We start from the raw sequence: 16,576 nt of genomic DNA, 5'->3' as shown, positions 1-16,576 counted from the left end.
ATTTCTATGCACGCACACCTGATCAAATTGTTGAGCCTCTCGGGCCTGACCGCCGCGCTCATGGCAGCCGCCGGCGCGGCGCGTGCCGACGATTCGCAGGCTCCAACCTTCACCGCCGAGCCGTGCTGCAGCCTGTGCCCGGCGGCACATGACGCGCGCAACTACACCACCCGCTATCAGCAGAACTTCACCACGCTGGTGCAGGCCGAGGGTGACTGGCTGTTCCGTACCAAGGAAGACCTGCGCACCGAGTTCGACACCACACCGGCCGGTTACCGCCGCATGCAGCAGCTGCACGACGCCTTCAAGCGCAAGGGCGTGGAGTTGGTGGTGGTCTACCAGCCAACCCGCGGCCTGGTGGATCGCAACAAACTGCTGCCGGCCGAACGCAACGCGTTCAACTACGACACGGCGCTGAAGAACTATCAGGCCATGCTCGGCCGGTTCAGCAAGATGGGCTACTGGGTGCCGGACCTGTCGCCGCTGACCAACGAACAGCAGGCGCACGATTTCTACTTCCGCGGTGACCAGCACTGGACCCCTTACGGCGCTCAGCGCACGGCGAAGATCGTGGCCGAAACCGTGAAGAAGATCCCGGGCTACGCCGACATTCCCAAGCGCGAGTTCGAAAGCAAGATCTCCGGGCGCATGGGCAAGACCGGCACCCTGCACAACATGGCCGGCCAGCTGTGCGGCACCAGTTATGCCATCCAGTACATGGATCAGTTCAGCACCGAGCCCAAGGGTGAAGCAGCCGACGGCGATCTGTTCGGTGATTCCGGCAACCCGGAAATCACCCTGGTGGGTACCAGCCACAGCGGCAAGAACTACAACTTCGGCGGCTTCCTTCAGGAGTACCTGAGCGCCGATGTCATGAACGTCGCCTTCCCGGGCGGTGGCCTGGAAGGTTCGATGATCCAGTACCTGGGCAGCGAAGACTTCCAGCAGCGTCCGCCGAAGATCCTGATCTGGGAGTTCTCGCCGCTGTACCGCCTGGACCAGGAAACCATTTATCGCCAAATGATGGCCCTGCTCGATGGCAACGGCTGCGAAGGCAAGCCGGCGGTCCTGAGCGCCAGCACCACCCTGAAGTCTGGCAACAACGAAGTGCTGGTCAACGGCCGGAACGGCATCAAGGATATTCGCAACGGTGACAACCAGATCGACATCCGTTTCGCCGACACCTCGGTGAAAACCCTTCAGGCGCGCCTCTGGTACATGAACGGCCGTCACGAAGACCTGAAGATCGAGAAGCCCAACACCGCCGACACCGACGGGCGCTTCGCCTTCCAGTTGCGTACCGATGAAGACTGGGCCGACCAGCAATTGCTGGCGCTGGAAATCCAGGGACCGGAAGCCGGCACCGAACCACAGAAAGTCGAAGCCAAAGTATGCAAGCGCAACGTGCTCCCGCGCGCTACTCAACATACCGCTCAAGCCGGACTATGAGGTGACCGATGCAGACTCCTAAACTGATCCGCCCTGCCCTGCTGTCGATGGCGATCCTGTCCTCGATGGCCTGGTCGGCAGGCGCATCCGCGGCCGCGCCCCTGATTCCACCGAAAGGTTATGACGCGCCGATCGAAAAGATGAAGACCGGCGACCATGACTTCAAGTGCGAAGCCATCCCCAAGCCGTATACCGACAAGCTGGTGTTTCGCAGCAAGTACGAAGGTTCGGACAAGGCTCGCGCCACACTCAACGAAGAATCGGAAAAGGCGTTTCGCGACGCAACCAAGGACATCACCACCCTTGAGCGCGGCATCAGCAAAGTGGTCATGCAGTACATGCGCGACGGTCGTCAGGAGCAGCTCGACTGCGCACTGAACATGCTGACCACCTGGGCCAGGGCCGATGCGCTGGAGTCCACCGAGTTCAACCACACCGGCAAATCCATGCGCAAGTGGGCGCTGGGCAGCATGGCCTCGGCCTATCTGCGCCTGAAGTTCTCGGACTCGCGTCCTCTGGCGAACCGTCAGCAGGAAGCCCAGGTCATAGAGAGCTGGTTCAGCAAGCTGGGTGATCAAGTGGTCAGCGACTGGAGCAATCTGCCGCTGGAAAAAGTGAACAACCATTCGTACTGGGCAGCCTGGTCGGTGATGGCCACGGCCGTCGCGACCGATCGCCGTGACCTGTTCGACTGGGCGGTGAAGGAATTCAAGGTCGCCGCCAATCAGGTGGACAAGGACGGCTTCCTGCCCAACGAAATCAAGCGTCGTCAGCGCGCCCTCGCGTACCACAACTATGCCCTGCCGCCCCTGGCGATGATCGCCAGTTTCGCCCAGGCCAATGGCGTGGATCTGCGTCAGGAAAACAACGCCGCGCTCAAGCGCCTGGCCGACCGTGTGCTGGCGGGCGTCGAGGATCCTGACGAGTTCGCGAAACGCGGCGGGCAGAAACAGGACATGGAAGATCTGAAGAAAGATCCGAAATACGCCTGGCTCGAACCCTACTGCTCGCTTTACGCGTGCAGCCCGGATGTCCTGGAACAGAAGCATGAAAAGCAGCCGTTCAAGACATTCCGCCTGGGTGGTGACCTGACCCGTGTCTACGACCCGGAGCATGAAAAGGGCGACAAGCACGGTTCTTGATAAACCGCGTTCCCCGTAGGAGCGGATTTATCCGCGAAACGATGTTCTGGCCACCGCAGCTGTTGTGGATGTGCCGACTTCTTCGCGGCTAAAGCCGCTCCTACAGGAACTGGCTGATTGGATTTATCCCCCCGGATGTTCACGGGGGGTTTGGGGGGGCTTTGAGCCCTTGGATGCTGGACCTACGGAGAGATAAGGATGGTTTTCTCATCCAACGTGTTCCTGTTCTTGTTCCTGCCGATCTTTCTCGGCTTGTACTACTTGAGCGGACAACGCTATCGCAACTTGCTGTTGCTGATCGCCAGTTACATCTTCTACGCCTGGTGGCGTGTGGACTTCCTGGCGCTGTTCATCGGCGTGACCGTCTGGAACTACTGGATCGGTCTCAAGATCGGTGCCGCCGGCGTCAGGACCAAACCCGCGCAGCGCTGGCTGCTGCTAGGCGTGGCGGTCGACCTGTGCATCCTGGGCTACTTCAAGTACGCCAACTTCGGTGTGGACAGCATCAACGCGATGATGACATCCATGGGCCTGGAGCCGTTCATCCTGACCCACGTGCTGTTGCCGATCGGTATCTCGTTCTATGTGTTCGAGTCCATCAGCTACATCATCGACGTGTACCGCGGCGACACCCCGGCGACCCGCAACCTGATCGACTTCGCGGCGTTCGTAGCGATCTTCCCGCACCTGATCGCGGGTCCCGTGCTGCGTTTCCGTGACCTGGCCGACCAGTTCAACAACCGCACCCACACGCTGGACAAGTTCTCCGAAGGCTGCACGCGCTTCATGCAGGGCTTCATCAAGAAAGTGTTCATCGCCGATACCCTGGCGGTGGTTGCCGATCACTGCTTCGCGCTGCAGAACCCGACCACCGGCGATGCCTGGCTGGGAGCGCTGGCGTACACCGCGCAGCTGTACTTCGACTTCTCCGGCTACAGCGACATGGCGATCGGCCTGGGTCTGATGATGGGTTTCCGCTTCATGGAAAACTTCAAGCAGCCCTACATCAGCCAGTCGATCACCGAGTTCTGGCGTCGCTGGCACATCAGCCTCTCCACTTGGCTGCGTGACTACCTGTACATCACCCTGGGCGGCAACCGTGGCAGCAAGTTCGCGACCTATCGCAACCTGTTCCTGACCATGCTGCTGGGCGGCCTGTGGCACGGCGCCAACGTCACCTACATCATCTGGGGTGCCTGGCACGGCATGTGGCTGGCGATCGAGAAAGCGCTGGGCATCAACACCAAGCCTTATCACTTCAACCCGATCCGTTGGGCGCTGACCTTCCTGCTGGTGGTCATCGGCTGGGTCATCTTCCGCGCTGAAAACATGCATGTGGCTACCCGCATGTACGGCGCGATGTTCAGCTTCGGCGACTGGCAGCTGTCGGAACTCAACCGCGCCAGCCTCACCGGCCTGCAGGTTGCGACGCTGGTAGTGGCCTACGCCACCCTGGCTTTCTTCGGTCTGCGCGACTTCTACCAGAACCGCGATGACGGCAAGAACGCCAAGGCCGACGGTCCGGCGACCGCTCAGCCCGGCACCATCAAGGCAGTCCCCGGCGACAACCCCGGCAGCCTGCATCTGCCTGGCTACACCGTGGGCGCCGAGGCGCAGGTGCAGCCCGCCTACTGGACCGCCGACTGGCCGCGCTATGCGATGCGCGCGCTAATTCTGCTGCTGTTCGTGGCCTCGATCCTGAAACTTTCGGCGCAGAGCTTCTCGCCGTTCCTCTACTTCCAGTTCTGAGGAGACTGACATGACCCGTTCATTACGAATCCTCTACATCGCGCTCTTCATGGGCCTGTTGCTGGTGCTGGGGATCTGGTCGCTGCGCAGCTTCGCCAACTTCTCCACCTCGGCCGAGACCACCGTGCTCGACGGCAAGTGGACCAAGGCGGCGGAAACGCATTACGACGACGAGTTCCCGATCAAGCGCCTGGGCACCAACCTCTGGGCAGCGCTGGACTACAAACTGTTCAACGAAGGCCGTCCCGGCGTGGTACTGGGCAAGGATCAGTGGCTGTTCACGGATGAAGAGTTCGATGCTGTGGTCAACGCCGAGCAGAACGAAGCCGACAACCTGGCGCTGATCCGTGGCGTTCGCGATGCCATCGAAGCCAAGGGCAGCAAGCTGGTGCTGGCGATCGTTCCCGCCAAGACCCGCTTGTATCCCGAGCACATCGGCGACAACCAGCCGGCCAGCCTGCACGTGGACCTGTACCAGCAATTCCACGCCGAGGTTGCCAAGGCCGGGATCGTCGCGCCTGACCTGCTCGCGCCGCTGCAAGCGGCCAAGCAGAAAGGTCAGGTGTTCCTGCGCACCGACACCCACTGGACGCCGATGGGCGCCGAGGTTGCCGCACAGCAACTGAGCCTGACCATCGCTGACAAGGCGCCGCTGCAAGGCGAGCCCGAGCAGTTCGTGACCCAGCCGGTGAGCACTGAAGCGTACAAGGGCGACCTGACCAACTTCCTGCCGCTGGACCCGCTGTTCAGCAACCTGCTGCCCAAGCCTGACGAACTGCAGAAACGCAGCACCGATCTGGCCGAAAGCGCAGCGGCCGGCGACGACGCGTTGTTCGCCGACAGCGAAGTGGCGGTCGGCCTGGTGGGCACCAGCTACAGCGCCAACCCCAACTGGAACTTCGTCGGTGCGCTGAAACAGGCACTGCGCAGTGACGTGGTCAATTACGCCGAAGACGGCCATGGCCCGATCCTGCCGATGCTCAAGTACCTGCAAACCGATGCGTTCAAGAACTCCGCGCCACAAGTAGTGATCTGGGAATTCCCTGAACGTTATCTGCCCGCTCACAACGACCTCGGTGAGTTCGATCCCCAGTGGATCGCAGAGCTGAAGAAGTCGCGTGATACCCAAGAAAACCTGGCACTGAACGCCAAACAATCCGAGTCGCCCAATCGGGCGCAAAACTGAGAGGACTGCCGTCATGACCTTACAGAAAACTCCAAATCGTCTGGCTAAAAACCGCCTGTTCAAAACCTGCGCCATGGCTGCCGGCCTGGGCCTGATGTCCCTGCAAGCCTTCGCCGGCGATTCGGCGCTGTACGGCCCGACCGCGCCGAAAGGCTCCACCTTCGTGCGTGTATACAACGCCTCGAACGCGGAAATCAGCGCCAGCGTCGGCAACACCAACATGAACGAAGTCGCCCCGCTGGGCAGCACCGCCTTCAGCTTCATGCCTCAGGGCGACTACACCGCCAAGCTGGGCAGCCAGAGCGTGCCGGTGAAACTGGCGGGCGATCACTACTACACCCTCGTCAACCACGCCGGCGGCAAGCCGCAACTGGTGGAAGAGCCGCCGTTCCGCAACAAGCAGAAGTCTCTGGTTCGCGTACAGAACCTGACCGACAAATCGCTGACCCTGAAGACCGCCGACGGCAAGACCGACGTGGTCAAGGCCGTGGCCGCCAAAGGCACCGGCGAGCGTGAAATCAACCCGGTCAAGGTGAGCCTGGCGCTGTTCGACGGCGACAAGAAGGTCACCGACGTCAAGCCGGTCGCGCTGGAGCGCGGTGAAGCCGCGGTGCTCTATGTCACCGGCAGCGGCAGCAGCCTGTCGCCAGTGTGGGTCAAGCCACCGGTCGAGACGCGCTAAGGATTGAATCGGCCGGCCCGGGCAGTCGCCACGGGCCGGCCGATGCAGGACAAGAAAGAGAAAGAAACGACAGAACGACGTACAGCCCTTATTGAACGCTATCGGAGAAATGCAATGATCCCAGTAATCCTGTCAGGCGGTAGCGGCTCGCGACTCTGGCCGCTTTCCCGCAAACAATTCCCTAAACAGTTCCTGGCACTGACCGGCGAACACACCCTCTTCCAGCAGACCCTCGAACGTCTGGTCTTTGAGGGCATGCAGCAGCCGATCGTGGTCTGCAACAAGGAACACCGCTTCATCGTCAGCGAACAGCTGGCGGCGCTCAAGCTGGAAACCCAGGCGATCCTGATGGAGCCGTTCGGTCGCAACACTGCGCCGGCCGTGGCCCTGACCGCCATGAAACTGGTCAACGACGGCAATGACGGTCTGATGCTGGTCATGCCGGCCGACCACGTGATCGAAGACCAGAAAGCCCTGCAACGTGCCCTCGCCCTGGCGACCGTGGCCGCCGAGCGCGGCGAGATGGTGCTGTTCGGCGTTCCGGCCAGCAAGCCGGAAACCGGTTATGGCTACATCAAATCCACCGCCGACGCACTGCTGCCCGAAGGCGTCAGCCGCGTGTCGCAATTCGTCGAAAAACCCGATGAAGTTCGCGCTGCGGAATTCGTCGAGGCCGGTGGCTACTTCTGGAACAGCGGCATGTTCCTGTTCCGTGCCAGCCGCTTCCTGGAAGAGCTGAAAAAACACGATCCGGACATCTACGACACCTGCATGCTGACCCTGGAACGCAGCGTTGAAGATGGCGATGCCATCGAAATCGACGCCGCCACCTTCGCTCAGTGCCCGGACAACTCCATCGACTACGCGGTGATGGAAAAGACCCAGCGCGCCTGCGTCGTGCCGCTGTCGGCCGGCTGGAGCGATGTCGGCTGCTGGTCGTCGCTGTGGGACGTCCACGAGAAGGACGCCAACGGCAACGTCACCAAGGGCGACGTGGTCGTTCAGGACAGCCGCAACTGCATGATCCACGGCAACGGCAAGCTGGTGTCGGTGATCGGTCTGGACAACATCGTTGTGGTCGAAACCAAGGACGCCATGATGATCGCCCACAAGGACAAGGTTCAGGGCGTCAAGCAGATGGTCAACACGCTCAACGAGCAAGGCCGTACTGAAACCCAGAACCACCTTGAAGTCTATCGTCCATGGGGTTCCTACGACTCGGTCGACATGGGTGGCCGCTTCCAGGTCAAGCGCATTTCGGTCAAGCCGGGCGCCTGCCTGTCGCTGCAAATGCATCACCACCGCGCCGAACACTGGATCGTGGTATCCGGCACAGCCCAGGTCACCTGCGACGAGAACGTGTTCCTGCTGACTGAAAACCAGTCGACCTACATCCCGATCGCCTCGGTGCACCGTCTGAAGAACCCAGGCAAGATCCCGCTGGAAATCATCGAAGTGCAGTCCGGCAGCTACCTGGGCGAAGACGATATCGAGCGTTTCGAAGATATCTACGGCCGTTCCGACAACGTGGACGTGGGCGTGAAGACGCAAACCATCGCACGCTGATCGCCGGTCTGACTCCACCCGCGACAGCAGCAAGGCAACCTCGCCCCCTTTTTGCGTACCCCATCCGCAAAAAGGGGGCGAGGTTTTTTATTTGCAGCCTCATGATGGACACCCGACCCTTTCGACAATGCTCAGAAAGGCAGGGTCGTTGGCAAGCCGCCCTGCCTTTTCGGTACGATGGTCGCTCTTTTCGACGGGAAGCAACTCATGATCATCGGCGTGCTGCTTATCCTGACCTGGCTGATTCTGCTGCTGCGCTATCCGGCCAAAGCCTTGCCGGTGTCGCTGGCGGCGGTTGTCGGCCTGGGTATCGTCGCGGCCGTGGTGGTCTGGCAGGACAGCCGTGAAGCGCGTCAACTGGAGCGGCTCGATATCGTCTTGAGCCATGCGCCGCAACAATGCCCGGCCGATCGGCCGTTGCGGGTGCAGATCACCAATACCAATTCGGTGCCACTGCACGACCTGCGTTGGCGAATCGCGGCCTATGCGCCGGGCGACACGGTGAATCTGGCCGACAACACCTACACTTCCGCTCGCTATCGCGGACCCGGCGCCCTCCAGGCGCAGGCGCAATGGCAGGACTGCATTCCCCTGCCCGCGCTGCGCAGCGGCTACCGCCCGGAGACGCTGGAATTCCGTGCCGAACATTTGCAAGGCAATTTTTCCGACTGACTCCAAGGACTTTTCCCATGCCCATCGCGCTTATCACCGGATGTTCCAGCGGCATCGGCCGCGCCCTGGCCGATGCGTTCAAAGCCACCGGTTATGAAGTCTGGGCCACGGCTCGCCGCGCCGAAGACGTGGCAGACCTGAGCGCGGCCGGCTTCATCGCGGTTCAGCTGGATGTGAACGACGCCGACGCCCTCGAACAACTGGCCGCCGCGCTGGAACATGGCGGCCTGGACGTGCTCATCAACAACGCGGGTTACGGCGCGATGGGGCCGTTGCTCGATGGCGGCGTCGAGGCGATGCAGCGTCAGTTCGAAACCAATGTGTTTTCGATCGTCGGCGTCACCCGCGCGCTGTTTCCGTCGCTGCGTCGCAACAAGGGGCTGGTGATCAATATCGGCAGCGTGTCGGGCGTTTTGGTCACGCCGTTCGCGGGTGCCTATTGCGCCTCCAAGGCCGCTGTTCATGCCTTGAGCGATGCGCTGCGTCTGGAGCTGGCGCCCTTTGGCATCCAGCTGATGGAAGTCCAGCCGGGCGCCATTGCGTCGAGCTTCGCGAAACATGCGACTCAACAGGCCGAACATCTGATCAGCGAGCAAAGCCCCTGGTGGCCGGTACGGGAAGGCATTCGTGCGCGGGCCAGGGCCTCCCAGGACAAGCCGACGCCGGCCAGCGATTTCGCCCGCGATCTGTTGAAGGCTGCGCAACAGGCCAACCCGCCTCGCCTGCTGCGCCTGGGCAATGGTTCGCGGATTATGCCGTTCTTGGCAAGGTGGTTGCCCAAGGGGTTGTTGGACAAGGGGCTGAGCAAGCGGTTCGGGTTGAATGCGTCGTTGTGACCTGCATCGCTCGCACAGACCACATCGTACCTGTCGCGAGCAAGCTCCCTCCCACGGGTCGTGCGCGCTTTGTGGGAGGGAGCTTGCTCGCGACGAAAACAACGCGATTTGGCTGGCGATCAATCTGCCGGCTGGACGATCACGGTGCAGGTAATCCCCGCCGCCAGCAGCACGCCGTCGGGTACCGGGTCGAGGTGGATGCGGACCGGCACGCGTTGGGCCAGGCGTACCCAGTTGAAGGTCGGGTTGACGTCGGCGACCAGTTCGCGGCTCTCGGGGTTGTCGCGGTCGTAGATGCCGCGAGCGATGCTTTCGACCTGACCGGTCAGCACCTCGCCGCTCATCAGCTGCATCTGCGCCGCGTCGCCGACGTGCACGTGGGGCAGTTTGGTCTCTTCGAAAAAGCCGTAGACCCAGAAGGAGTTCATGTCGACCACCGCCATTTTCGCCTCGCCGATCCTCGCGTAGTCGCCACGGTGCACATTGAGGTTGGTGACATAGCCGTCGACCGACGCCAGCACACGAGTGCGCGCCAGTTTCAGCTCGGCTGCTTGCAGTTGCGCCTGGGCGAGCTGGTAGTCGGCCAGCGCCGATGAAGCGATGTTGCTGGCGTCGTCCCGGTTTTCCGCCGAAATGACCAGTTCGTCCATGTCAGCGCGGCGCCGGGCGTTGAGCTTGCGCATCTCCCAGGTGGCCTTGCGCGACGCTACCAGCGCCTGGGCCTGCTTGACCGCCAGTTGATAGTGCTCCGGATCGATCTGCATCAGCAGATCGCCCCTCTTCACTCGCTGGTTATCCCGCACCGGCACATCCACGACAGTGCCCGACACGTCCGCAGCGACGTTGACGATATCGGCGCGCACCCGCCCGTCACGGGTCCAGGGCGTATCCATGTAGTGCACCCACAAGGCCCTGCCGATCAAGATGGCGACGGCCAGGACCAACAGGGTGGCTATGAAACTGAACAGCTTCTTCATCGAGGGTCTCGAACCGGGTCAACGATAGAGGGGCAGCGCCAGCGCGCCGAACAGACAGACGAACAGGCTCAGACGCAGCAGCGCCGGATGCCAGAAGAAGCGATACAGGTCCAGCCCTGACAGCAGTCGGTCCAGTGCCCACGCCAGTACGCCGGCAACCAGGAACATCAGCGTCATGCTGGGCATGTACAGGCCGTGGAAAGCGATTTCACGCGGCATCGGCGCCTCCTTTCGAAAAACGCTCGGGGGCGCAGGCCGCCAGCGGTGATTGCGGGTCCAGCAGCGAACTGCGGATGAAGTGCAGGTAACTTTTCACGCGTCTCAGTACCGAGGTGTCGAAGTGCGAAGCGAAGGGTTCGTCGGTGCGCTGAACACGCTCGATGGCGTTGTCGACGGCGTTCAGGCAGCGTTCCAGGTTGCTGGCATCGGGCTGGATGAACAGACGTATCAGCGCACGCCCCATGACCCGGATCGAAATGCGCCACGAGCGGTATTCCGCATAACTGGGGTGCACTGGCAGCACCGCCTGCTCCTTGCGCAGCTCGATCACCGCGTGACCGATTTCCAGCACCACGAACATCCACCGCAGCAACTGGCGCTGCACCAAGGGTTTACCCACCGCCAGGCCATACGCCTGATGCATGAGGTCGCGGGTCTGACTTTCGAAACTGGAACCCAGGCGCTTCAACGGCGCGCTGATGGCGAAGACCACCTGACGACGCAGCTCGTCTTCCATGCGCTGCCACATCCAGCGGCTGTTGGGCGGCAGAATGATCGCTCCGGCCGCCGCGCACAGCAGCATGCCGATGACCATGGCGATGTAATCATTGATGAAGGTATACGGGTTATAGACCGTCAGGTTGTCCGGTACCGAACCGATGCTGAAAAAGATCAGCAGCCCCAGTCCGTACCCCGACCACTGCGGGCGCGAGCCGAGAAAGGCGCCGACCATGAACACCGGCGTCAGCAGCAGGCACAGCAGCGGAAAGCCGTCGATTTGCGGAAAGAGAAAAAAGGTTTCGACGAAGCCGGCGATGGCGCCCAGCAAGGTGCCGCATGCCATCTGAAAGGAAAGGCGTCGCGGGTTGTGCGTGGTCGATGACAGTGCCACCGTCGCGGCGGACGCCAGGGTCATGGTCGCGCCGCTGGGCCAGGCCGTCAGCACCCAGTAAGCACTCATCAGACCGACCACGCAGCTCGCTCGAACCCCGGCGGCCAGCGCGGTCAGCCAGTGGGTACGGGGCACGAAAGATTCTCGCCACATCTCCCGGACATGGTTGTGCTCGGCAAGCGAGGCATGGGTTTCCGCATAACTGAGCAGATCGCCGACGAAGCGGTAGAGCAATTCATAGGCGGTGTGGAAGTCCAGCAGTTGTGCCTCGCTGGGGCCGCTGCGCTCCAGTTCGGTCCGGGCGCTGCGCACGGTCGCCGGAAAGCCGGCCCTGAATGCTTCGAGCCGGTTCACCAGCGCCAGCGCGTCCCGGTCGGTCAGTGCGCGGTCGGCGAAGGCTTCCAGCAGCTCGGTGATAGCGTCGATACCCGGTGCGATACGTTCGATCAACGCGTCGGCCCGTTCGGCACGCAGCCGGTCGAGGAGCTGATGCAGCGCGTTGAAGCGCGTGGTGATCGCCATGAACTCGCTGTTGAGGCGGTTCAGGCGGCCGTTGCGCCGGCGCATGTGTGGGTCTTCGAAGACCGTGACGCTGCGCAGCCCTTCCAGACCGATGGCCTCGGCCACGAAGCGCACGTTGCCGGTTTCGAACGCGGTCTGATCATGACGCCCATTCAGTCCGTCGACGACGAATCGGGCGAACACGCCAAAACGCTGATATAGGGCATTGCGCATCGAGGCGGACGAACTCTGCGGCAGGATCGCCGCGGTGACGGCCGTGGAGCAAATGATGCCCAGGGCAATCTCCAGCACTCGCCAGACCGCCGCCATGAACGAGCCTTCCGGATGGGCGAGCGCCGGCAGACCGGTCATGGCCGCAGTGTAGCCGGCCAGCACGAAGCCGTAGGCGCGAAAGTTGCGATAACGTGCAGCGCCGGCCGAACACAAGCCTACCCATAGCGCGAGACAGCCTAGAAAAGGCACGGAGTTCTGTGCGAACAGCGCCATGAGCGTCACCATCATCACCGACCCGGCCAGGGTGCCGAGCAGGCGATAGAAGCTCTTGGCGAACACATGCCCGCTCTGCGGCTGCATCACGATGAACACGGTGATGACCGCGGTATGCGGTTGCGGCAACTCCAGGCGCAGCGCCAGCCAGTAAGTCAGGAACGCCGCCACCAGGACCTTGAAGATATAGATCCAGGTGACGCCGTCGCTGCGCGCCCAACCGTTGAACTCACGTCGCCAGGGCAAGGCAATGAAGCGTTGAACGACGGACATCATCGGTCCAGCACCGCCGGGGTTTTCGGTGCCTGCATCTGCGCAGGCGCGGGCGTGTCGTCGCCCGCCGCCAGGCCGCCGCCGAGCGCCACGACCAGACCTGCGTAGACGCTCAGGCGCACGGCTTCGACCTGCTGCTGAACCTGCTGCTGGCGAAACAGCAGGGTCTGGGCATTGAGCACGTTGAGGTAATCGGTCAGGCCACGACGATAAGCGACCATCGCGATGTCATAGGTCTTCTGCGCTGCGGCGACAGACTGCGCCGCGAATTGCTGCTGTTTTTCAATCGACTCGCGACGGATCAACTGGTCAGAAACATTCTTGAGGGCCATGACCAGCGTCTGGTTGTACTGCGCGACCGCCAGGTCATAGCCCGCCGAAGCCTCGCCCAGTTCAGCGCGCAGCCGACCGCCATCGAAAATCGGCAGGCTGATGGCCGGCCCGACTTTGTAGGTCAGCTTCTTGCCGGTGAGAAATTCCAGCATGCCGCCACCGGTGGCCATGTAGCCCAGGCTGCCGGTCAGGTCAACGTTGGGATAGAAACCGGCATGGGCGACGTCGATGCCGCGAGCCTGCGCGGCGACTTCCCAGCGGCTGGCAACTACATCGGGCCGTTGCCCCAGCAGTTGCGCAGGCAATCTCGAAGGCAGGCCGATTTTAGCCTCCAGTGACAATGTCGGTCGCTGCGCCGCGACGGCTTCGCCCGGCCCTTTGCCGGCGAGCGCCGCCAGCTGGTTGCGACCCAGCGCAATGGCCTCGTCGAGTGCATCAATCTGCCGATGGGTTTCCGGCAACAGACTCTGGGCCTGACTGACCTCCAGGTGCGTTCCCAGGCCGCCTTTCAGGCGCCGTTCGGCCAGCTCCAGCAGTTGCGTCTGTTGAGCAAGCGTGGCCTGGGCGATATCGCGTTGCGCGTAGTCGAGTGACAGCTGGATATAAGCGCGGACGATGTTTTCCTGCAATTCCAGCTGCGCCTGCCGTTCTTGGGCCGCGCTGGCATGCGCCCTGTCAAGCGCGCGTTCAGTGGCGTTACGATCCTGATCCCAGAAATCCAGCGGGTAGCTCAGGCCGAGGGCCGCATTGTTGTCCCAGGTGTGACTATTGGCGAGCGCGCCCGGACCGTAGAATTGATCGGTTGGCCAGTCATGGCGCATCAGGCTGGCACTTCCCTGGACCTGAACAGACTCGGCCGACTCGGCCAGGCCGGCCAGGGATTTCGCTTGGCGAACACGGGCCGCTGCAATGGCCAGACTCGGGCTGCCTTGCAGGGCGAGCGCGATCAGACGATCCAGTTGAGGGTCGGCGTAGGCACGCCACCATTGACCGGACGGCCAGCCCGCATCCCCGTCAGCGCGCGCGATGGCCTCGTCCACGGCCAGACTGTCCGCGGGCAATGTGCTGCCTTGAGGTTGAATTCCGTGGGTTCCGATACAGCCGCTGATGACAAACGATAAAGCCAGAACACTGAGGGATCTGATCCCTGCGATGATGCGACGCGGCACAGCTGCAAGTTCCCGAATGGAGATGGAGCACCTTTGGATGGCGCGATTCTAGGGGGCGGCCTGCACGGCGATAAGCGGGGATAAATGTGATTCTTTATTACAGGATCGGTGATAATCCGACGGGTAGACTGACATGGATCAGTAACTTCATGTCACAATTTGATATCTCCCTAGAGAAATATCCATGGACACCCTGCAAAACATGCGCGCCTTCAGTTGCGTGGCGCAAGCGGGCAGCTTCACCGCAGCCGCCGCACAACTCGATACCACCACCGCCAACGTCTCGCGCGCCGTCTCGAACCTTGAAGCCCACTTGCAAACCCGCCTCCTCAACCGCACCACGCGCCGCATCGCCCTGACCGAGGCCGGCAAGCGTTACCTGTTGCGATGCGAGCAGATCCTGACGGCGGTCGAGGAAGCTGAAGCCGAAGCCAGTGACGCTCATGCTCGCCCCGCCGGCCAGCTCAAAGTGCACTCGATGCCCGGCGTTGCCCAGCATTACGTAATCGATGCCATTGCCCGTTACCGGCGCAATCATCCGGACGTATCCTTCGACCTGACCATGACCAACCGGGTACCGGACCTGCTCGAAGAGGGTTATGACGTCTCCATCGTGCTGGCCAGCGAGCTGCCGGATTCGGGCTTCGTGTCCCAGCGACTGGGCATCACCTACAGCATCGTCTGTGCCTCGCCCGAGTACGTGAAAACCTTCGGCATGCCGCAAAAGCCCGCCGAGTTGCTCAATCATGCCTGCCTGCGATTGGTAAGCCCGGTGTTCCCTCTGGAGAAATGGGCGTTCGACGGGCCCGAAGGCCCGGAAATGGTCACCATCACCAGCTCGCCACTGCTGGTCAATTCCGCGGACGCCATGCAGACCGCGATCTCCAGCGGCATGGGTGTCGGCATCCTGCCGATCTACTCGGCTATCGACGGCCTGCGCAACGGCACACTGGTGCGAGTCCTGCCCGAGTATCGGTCGCAGGAACTGAACCTGTACGCTATCTACCCGTCCCGCCAGTACCTGGATGCCAAGATCAAGACCTGGGTGGAATACCTGCGCGGCTCGCTGCCGGAAATCCTCGCGGCGGACGAAGCCGATCTGCACCTTCATGTGCTGAAGATCTGACGTGTCGTCGTACAACTATTGAAATTCGGCTGCCAAACACCGGGCAGGAATGATAGCGTGCTACTCATCAACCGCTCGAGAGTGACTGCCCAATGAAAAAAACCGTACTCGCCTTCAGCCGTGTGTCCCCTGAGATGGCCGAACGTCTGTCACAGGATTTCAATGTCGTCGTCCCGGACCCCAAGCGCGGAGATATCAACGCGCAGTTCAACGAGGCCCTGCCCCAGGCCCACGGCCTGATCGGCTCCGGCCGCAAGCTGGGCGCCGAACAGCTAGACGGCGCGAAGAATCTGGAAGTGGTTTCCAGCATTTCCGTGGGCTACGACAATTACGACGTCGGCTATCTGAGCGAGCGCGGCATCATGCTCACCAATACCCCTGATGTGCTGACCGAAAGCACCGCCGACCTGGGCTTCTCGCTGATCATGAGCAGCGCCCGCCGGGTCGCGGAGCTGGACGCCTGGACCAAGGCTGGTGAGTGGAAGCGCAGTGTCGAGGCGCCGCATTTCGGCACCGACGTGCATGGCAAGACGCTGGGAATCGTGGGCATGGGCAACATCGGCGCGGCCATCGCCCGACGCGGCCGCCTGGGGTTCAACATGCCGATTCTGTACAGCGGCAACAGCCACAAGCCTGAACTGGAAAAAGAACTGGGCGCGCAGTTCCGCAGCCTCGATCAATTGCTGGCCGAAGCGGATTTCGTCTGCCTCGTGGTGCCGCTCAGCGAGAAGACCCGGCACCTGATCGGCCGTCGCGAGCTGTCGTTGATGAAGCCCAGCGCGATCCTGGTGAACATCGCCCGCGGTCCGATCGTCGACGAGCCGGCGCTGATCGAAGCCTTGCAGAACGGCACCATTCGCGGCGCGGGCCTGGACGTCTACGAGAAAGAGCCGCTGAGCGAATCGCCGCTGTTCCAGCTCAAGAACGCCCTCACCCTGCCCCACATCGGATCGGCGACCTCGGAAACCCGTGAAGCCATGGCCGAGCGCGCCTTCGACAACCTGCGCGCCGCGCTGCTGGGCGACAGACCGCGAGACCTGGTGAACCCGCAGGTGTGGAAAGGCTGAAAACCCGCTGCAGGGACCGTAGGAGCCAGCTTGCTGGCGATAAAGCGTTTACGCGGTATATCTCAAAAACCGCGCCGTCCGGTTTGCTGCCGCTTCGCGGCAGATCGCGAGCAAGCTCACTCCTACAGGTGCCGTGGGAGCCAGGTTGCTGGCGATGAACGATACGCGGTGTATCTGAAAAAACGCGCTGTCCGTTTGCTGCCGCTTCGCGGCAGATCGCGAGCAAGCTC

General features: G+C 62.1%; 14 protein-coding genes. 10 read left to right on the top strand and 4 right to left on the bottom strand.

Translation table 11 applies throughout. The features are described 5' to 3' along the window. Positions 1–6: 6 nt before the first annotated feature. From TRP66_RS17355 to TRP66_RS17320, 8 genes are all read left to right on the top strand, one after another. Positions 7–1,449 (top strand): alginate O-acetyltransferase AlgX-related protein, encoded by a 1,443-nt coding sequence (locus TRP66_RS17355; protein ID WP_333405003.1) that lies wholly within the window; start codon positions 7–9, stop codon positions 1,447–1,449. Positions 1,450–1,457: 8 nt separating this feature from the next. After that, positions 1,458–2,591: a mannuronate-specific alginate lyase gene (locus TRP66_RS17350; protein ID WP_333405001.1), complete on the top strand. Its 1,134-nt coding sequence runs from the start codon at positions 1,458–1,460 to the stop codon at positions 2,589–2,591. A gap of 198 nt (positions 2,592–2,789) precedes the next feature. After that, a complete protein-coding gene (locus TRP66_RS17345; protein WP_333404999.1) occupies positions 2,790–4,340 on the top strand; it encodes an MBOAT family O-acyltransferase in 1,551 nt (516 codons plus the stop codon). Between the two features lie 10 nt (positions 4,341–4,350). Further along, a complete protein-coding gene (locus TRP66_RS17340) occupies positions 4,351–5,526 on the top strand; it encodes an alginate O-acetyltransferase (RefSeq protein WP_333404997.1) in 1,176 nt (391 codons plus the stop codon). 13 nt (positions 5,527–5,539) lie between these two features. Next, on the top strand, positions 5,540–6,208 hold the full coding sequence (locus tag TRP66_RS17335; protein WP_333404995.1) for an alginate O-acetyltransferase AlgF: 669 nt from the start codon (positions 5,540–5,542) through the stop codon (positions 6,206–6,208). Between the two features lie 114 nt (positions 6,209–6,322). After that, positions 6,323–7,774: a mannose-1-phosphate guanylyltransferase/mannose-6-phosphate isomerase gene (locus TRP66_RS17330; RefSeq protein WP_333404993.1), complete on the top strand. Its 1,452-nt coding sequence runs from the start codon at positions 6,323–6,325 to the stop codon at positions 7,772–7,774. A gap of 207 nt (positions 7,775–7,981) precedes the next feature. Continuing rightward, positions 7,982–8,446, top strand: a complete 465-nt coding sequence (locus TRP66_RS17325; RefSeq protein ID WP_333404991.1) for a multidrug transporter — start codon at positions 7,982–7,984, stop codon at positions 8,444–8,446. Between the two features lie 17 nt (positions 8,447–8,463). Then, positions 8,464–9,282, top strand: a complete 819-nt coding sequence (locus TRP66_RS17320) for an SDR family oxidoreductase (RefSeq protein WP_333404989.1) — start codon at positions 8,464–8,466, stop codon at positions 9,280–9,282. Positions 9,283–9,401: 119 nt separating this feature from the next. Here the strand turns inward: TRP66_RS17320 and TRP66_RS17315 are convergent, their stop codons facing one another. Genes TRP66_RS17315 through TRP66_RS17300 form a run of 4 tightly spaced genes read right to left on the bottom strand, consistent with a single transcriptional unit; the run spans position 9,402 to position 14,153 of the window. Next, positions 9,402–10,259 (bottom strand): HlyD family secretion protein, encoded by an 858-nt coding sequence (locus TRP66_RS17315; protein WP_333404987.1) that lies wholly within the window; start codon positions 10,257–10,259, stop codon positions 9,402–9,404. Positions 10,260–10,277: 18 nt separating this feature from the next. Further along, entirely contained in the window at positions 10,278–10,478 is a 201-nt protein-coding gene (locus TRP66_RS17310) for a DUF1656 domain-containing protein (protein WP_333404984.1), read from the bottom strand. After that, positions 10,468–12,654, bottom strand: a complete 2,187-nt coding sequence (locus tag TRP66_RS17305) for an FUSC family protein (RefSeq protein ID WP_333404982.1) — start codon at positions 12,652–12,654, stop codon at positions 10,468–10,470. Before TRP66_RS17305 ends, TRP66_RS17310 begins: the two co-directional genes overlap by 11 nt. Then, positions 12,651–14,153 (bottom strand): efflux transporter outer membrane subunit, encoded by a 1,503-nt coding sequence (locus tag TRP66_RS17300; protein ID WP_333404980.1) that lies wholly within the window; start codon positions 14,151–14,153, stop codon positions 12,651–12,653. Before TRP66_RS17300 ends, TRP66_RS17305 begins: the two co-directional genes overlap by 4 nt. 184 nt (positions 14,154–14,337) lie before the next feature. Here TRP66_RS17300 and TRP66_RS17295 point away from each other — a divergent pair, with 184 nt between their 5' ends. Together TRP66_RS17295 and TRP66_RS17290 are read left to right on the top strand one after the other, a co-directional pair. After that, positions 14,338–15,279: a LysR family transcriptional regulator gene (locus tag TRP66_RS17295; RefSeq protein ID WP_333404978.1), complete on the top strand. Its 942-nt coding sequence runs from the start codon at positions 14,338–14,340 to the stop codon at positions 15,277–15,279. Between the two features lie 92 nt (positions 15,280–15,371). Further along, positions 15,372–16,346 (top strand): 2-hydroxyacid dehydrogenase, encoded by a 975-nt coding sequence (locus TRP66_RS17290; RefSeq protein WP_333404976.1) that lies wholly within the window; start codon positions 15,372–15,374, stop codon positions 16,344–16,346. Positions 16,347–16,576 lie beyond the last annotated feature (230 nt).

The organism is Pseudomonas sp. JDS28PS106 (genome assembly GCF_036706555.1).
In the GTDB taxonomy this organism is placed as follows: domain Bacteria; phylum Pseudomonadota; class Gammaproteobacteria; order Pseudomonadales; family Pseudomonadaceae; genus Aquipseudomonas.
The sequence above is the reverse complement of the archived record's forward strand: the minus strand, read 5'-3'. Positions and strand labels throughout refer to the sequence as shown.

Bases quoted from the DNA above. Each gene is read 5' to 3' on its own strand.
- TRP66_RS17295 (WP_333404978.1), top strand. From the start codon at position 14,338: ATGGACACCCTGCAAAACATGCGCGCCTTCAGTTGCGTGGCGCAAGCG.
- TRP66_RS17340 (WP_333404997.1), top strand. From the start codon at position 4,351: ATGACCCGTTCATTACGAATCCTCTACATCGCGCTCTTCATGGGCCTG.
- TRP66_RS17325 (WP_333404991.1), top strand. From the start codon at position 7,982: ATGATCATCGGCGTGCTGCTTATCCTGACCTGGCTGATTCTGCTGCTG.
- TRP66_RS17310 (WP_333404984.1), bottom strand. From the start codon at position 10,478: ATGCCGCGTGAAATCGCTTTCCACGGCCTGTACATGCCCAGCATGACG.
- TRP66_RS17290 (WP_333404976.1), top strand. From the start codon at position 15,372: ATGAAAAAAACCGTACTCGCCTTCAGCCGTGTGTCCCCTGAGATGGCC.
- TRP66_RS17335 (WP_333404995.1), top strand. From the start codon at position 5,540: ATGACCTTACAGAAAACTCCAAATCGTCTGGCTAAAAACCGCCTGTTC.
- TRP66_RS17355 (WP_333405003.1), top strand. From the start codon at position 7: ATGCACGCACACCTGATCAAATTGTTGAGCCTCTCGGGCCTGACCGCC.
- TRP66_RS17315 (WP_333404987.1), bottom strand. From the start codon at position 10,259: ATGAAGAAGCTGTTCAGTTTCATAGCCACCCTGTTGGTCCTGGCCGTC.
- TRP66_RS17350 (WP_333405001.1), top strand. From the start codon at position 1,458: ATGCAGACTCCTAAACTGATCCGCCCTGCCCTGCTGTCGATGGCGATC.
- TRP66_RS17330 (WP_333404993.1), top strand. From the start codon at position 6,323: ATGATCCCAGTAATCCTGTCAGGCGGTAGCGGCTCGCGACTCTGGCCG.
- TRP66_RS17345 (WP_333404999.1), top strand. From the start codon at position 2,790: ATGGTTTTCTCATCCAACGTGTTCCTGTTCTTGTTCCTGCCGATCTTT.
- TRP66_RS17320 (WP_333404989.1), top strand. From the start codon at position 8,464: ATGCCCATCGCGCTTATCACCGGATGTTCCAGCGGCATCGGCCGCGCC.
- TRP66_RS17305 (WP_333404982.1), bottom strand. From the start codon at position 12,654: ATGATGTCCGTCGTTCAACGCTTCATTGCCTTGCCCTGGCGACGTGAG.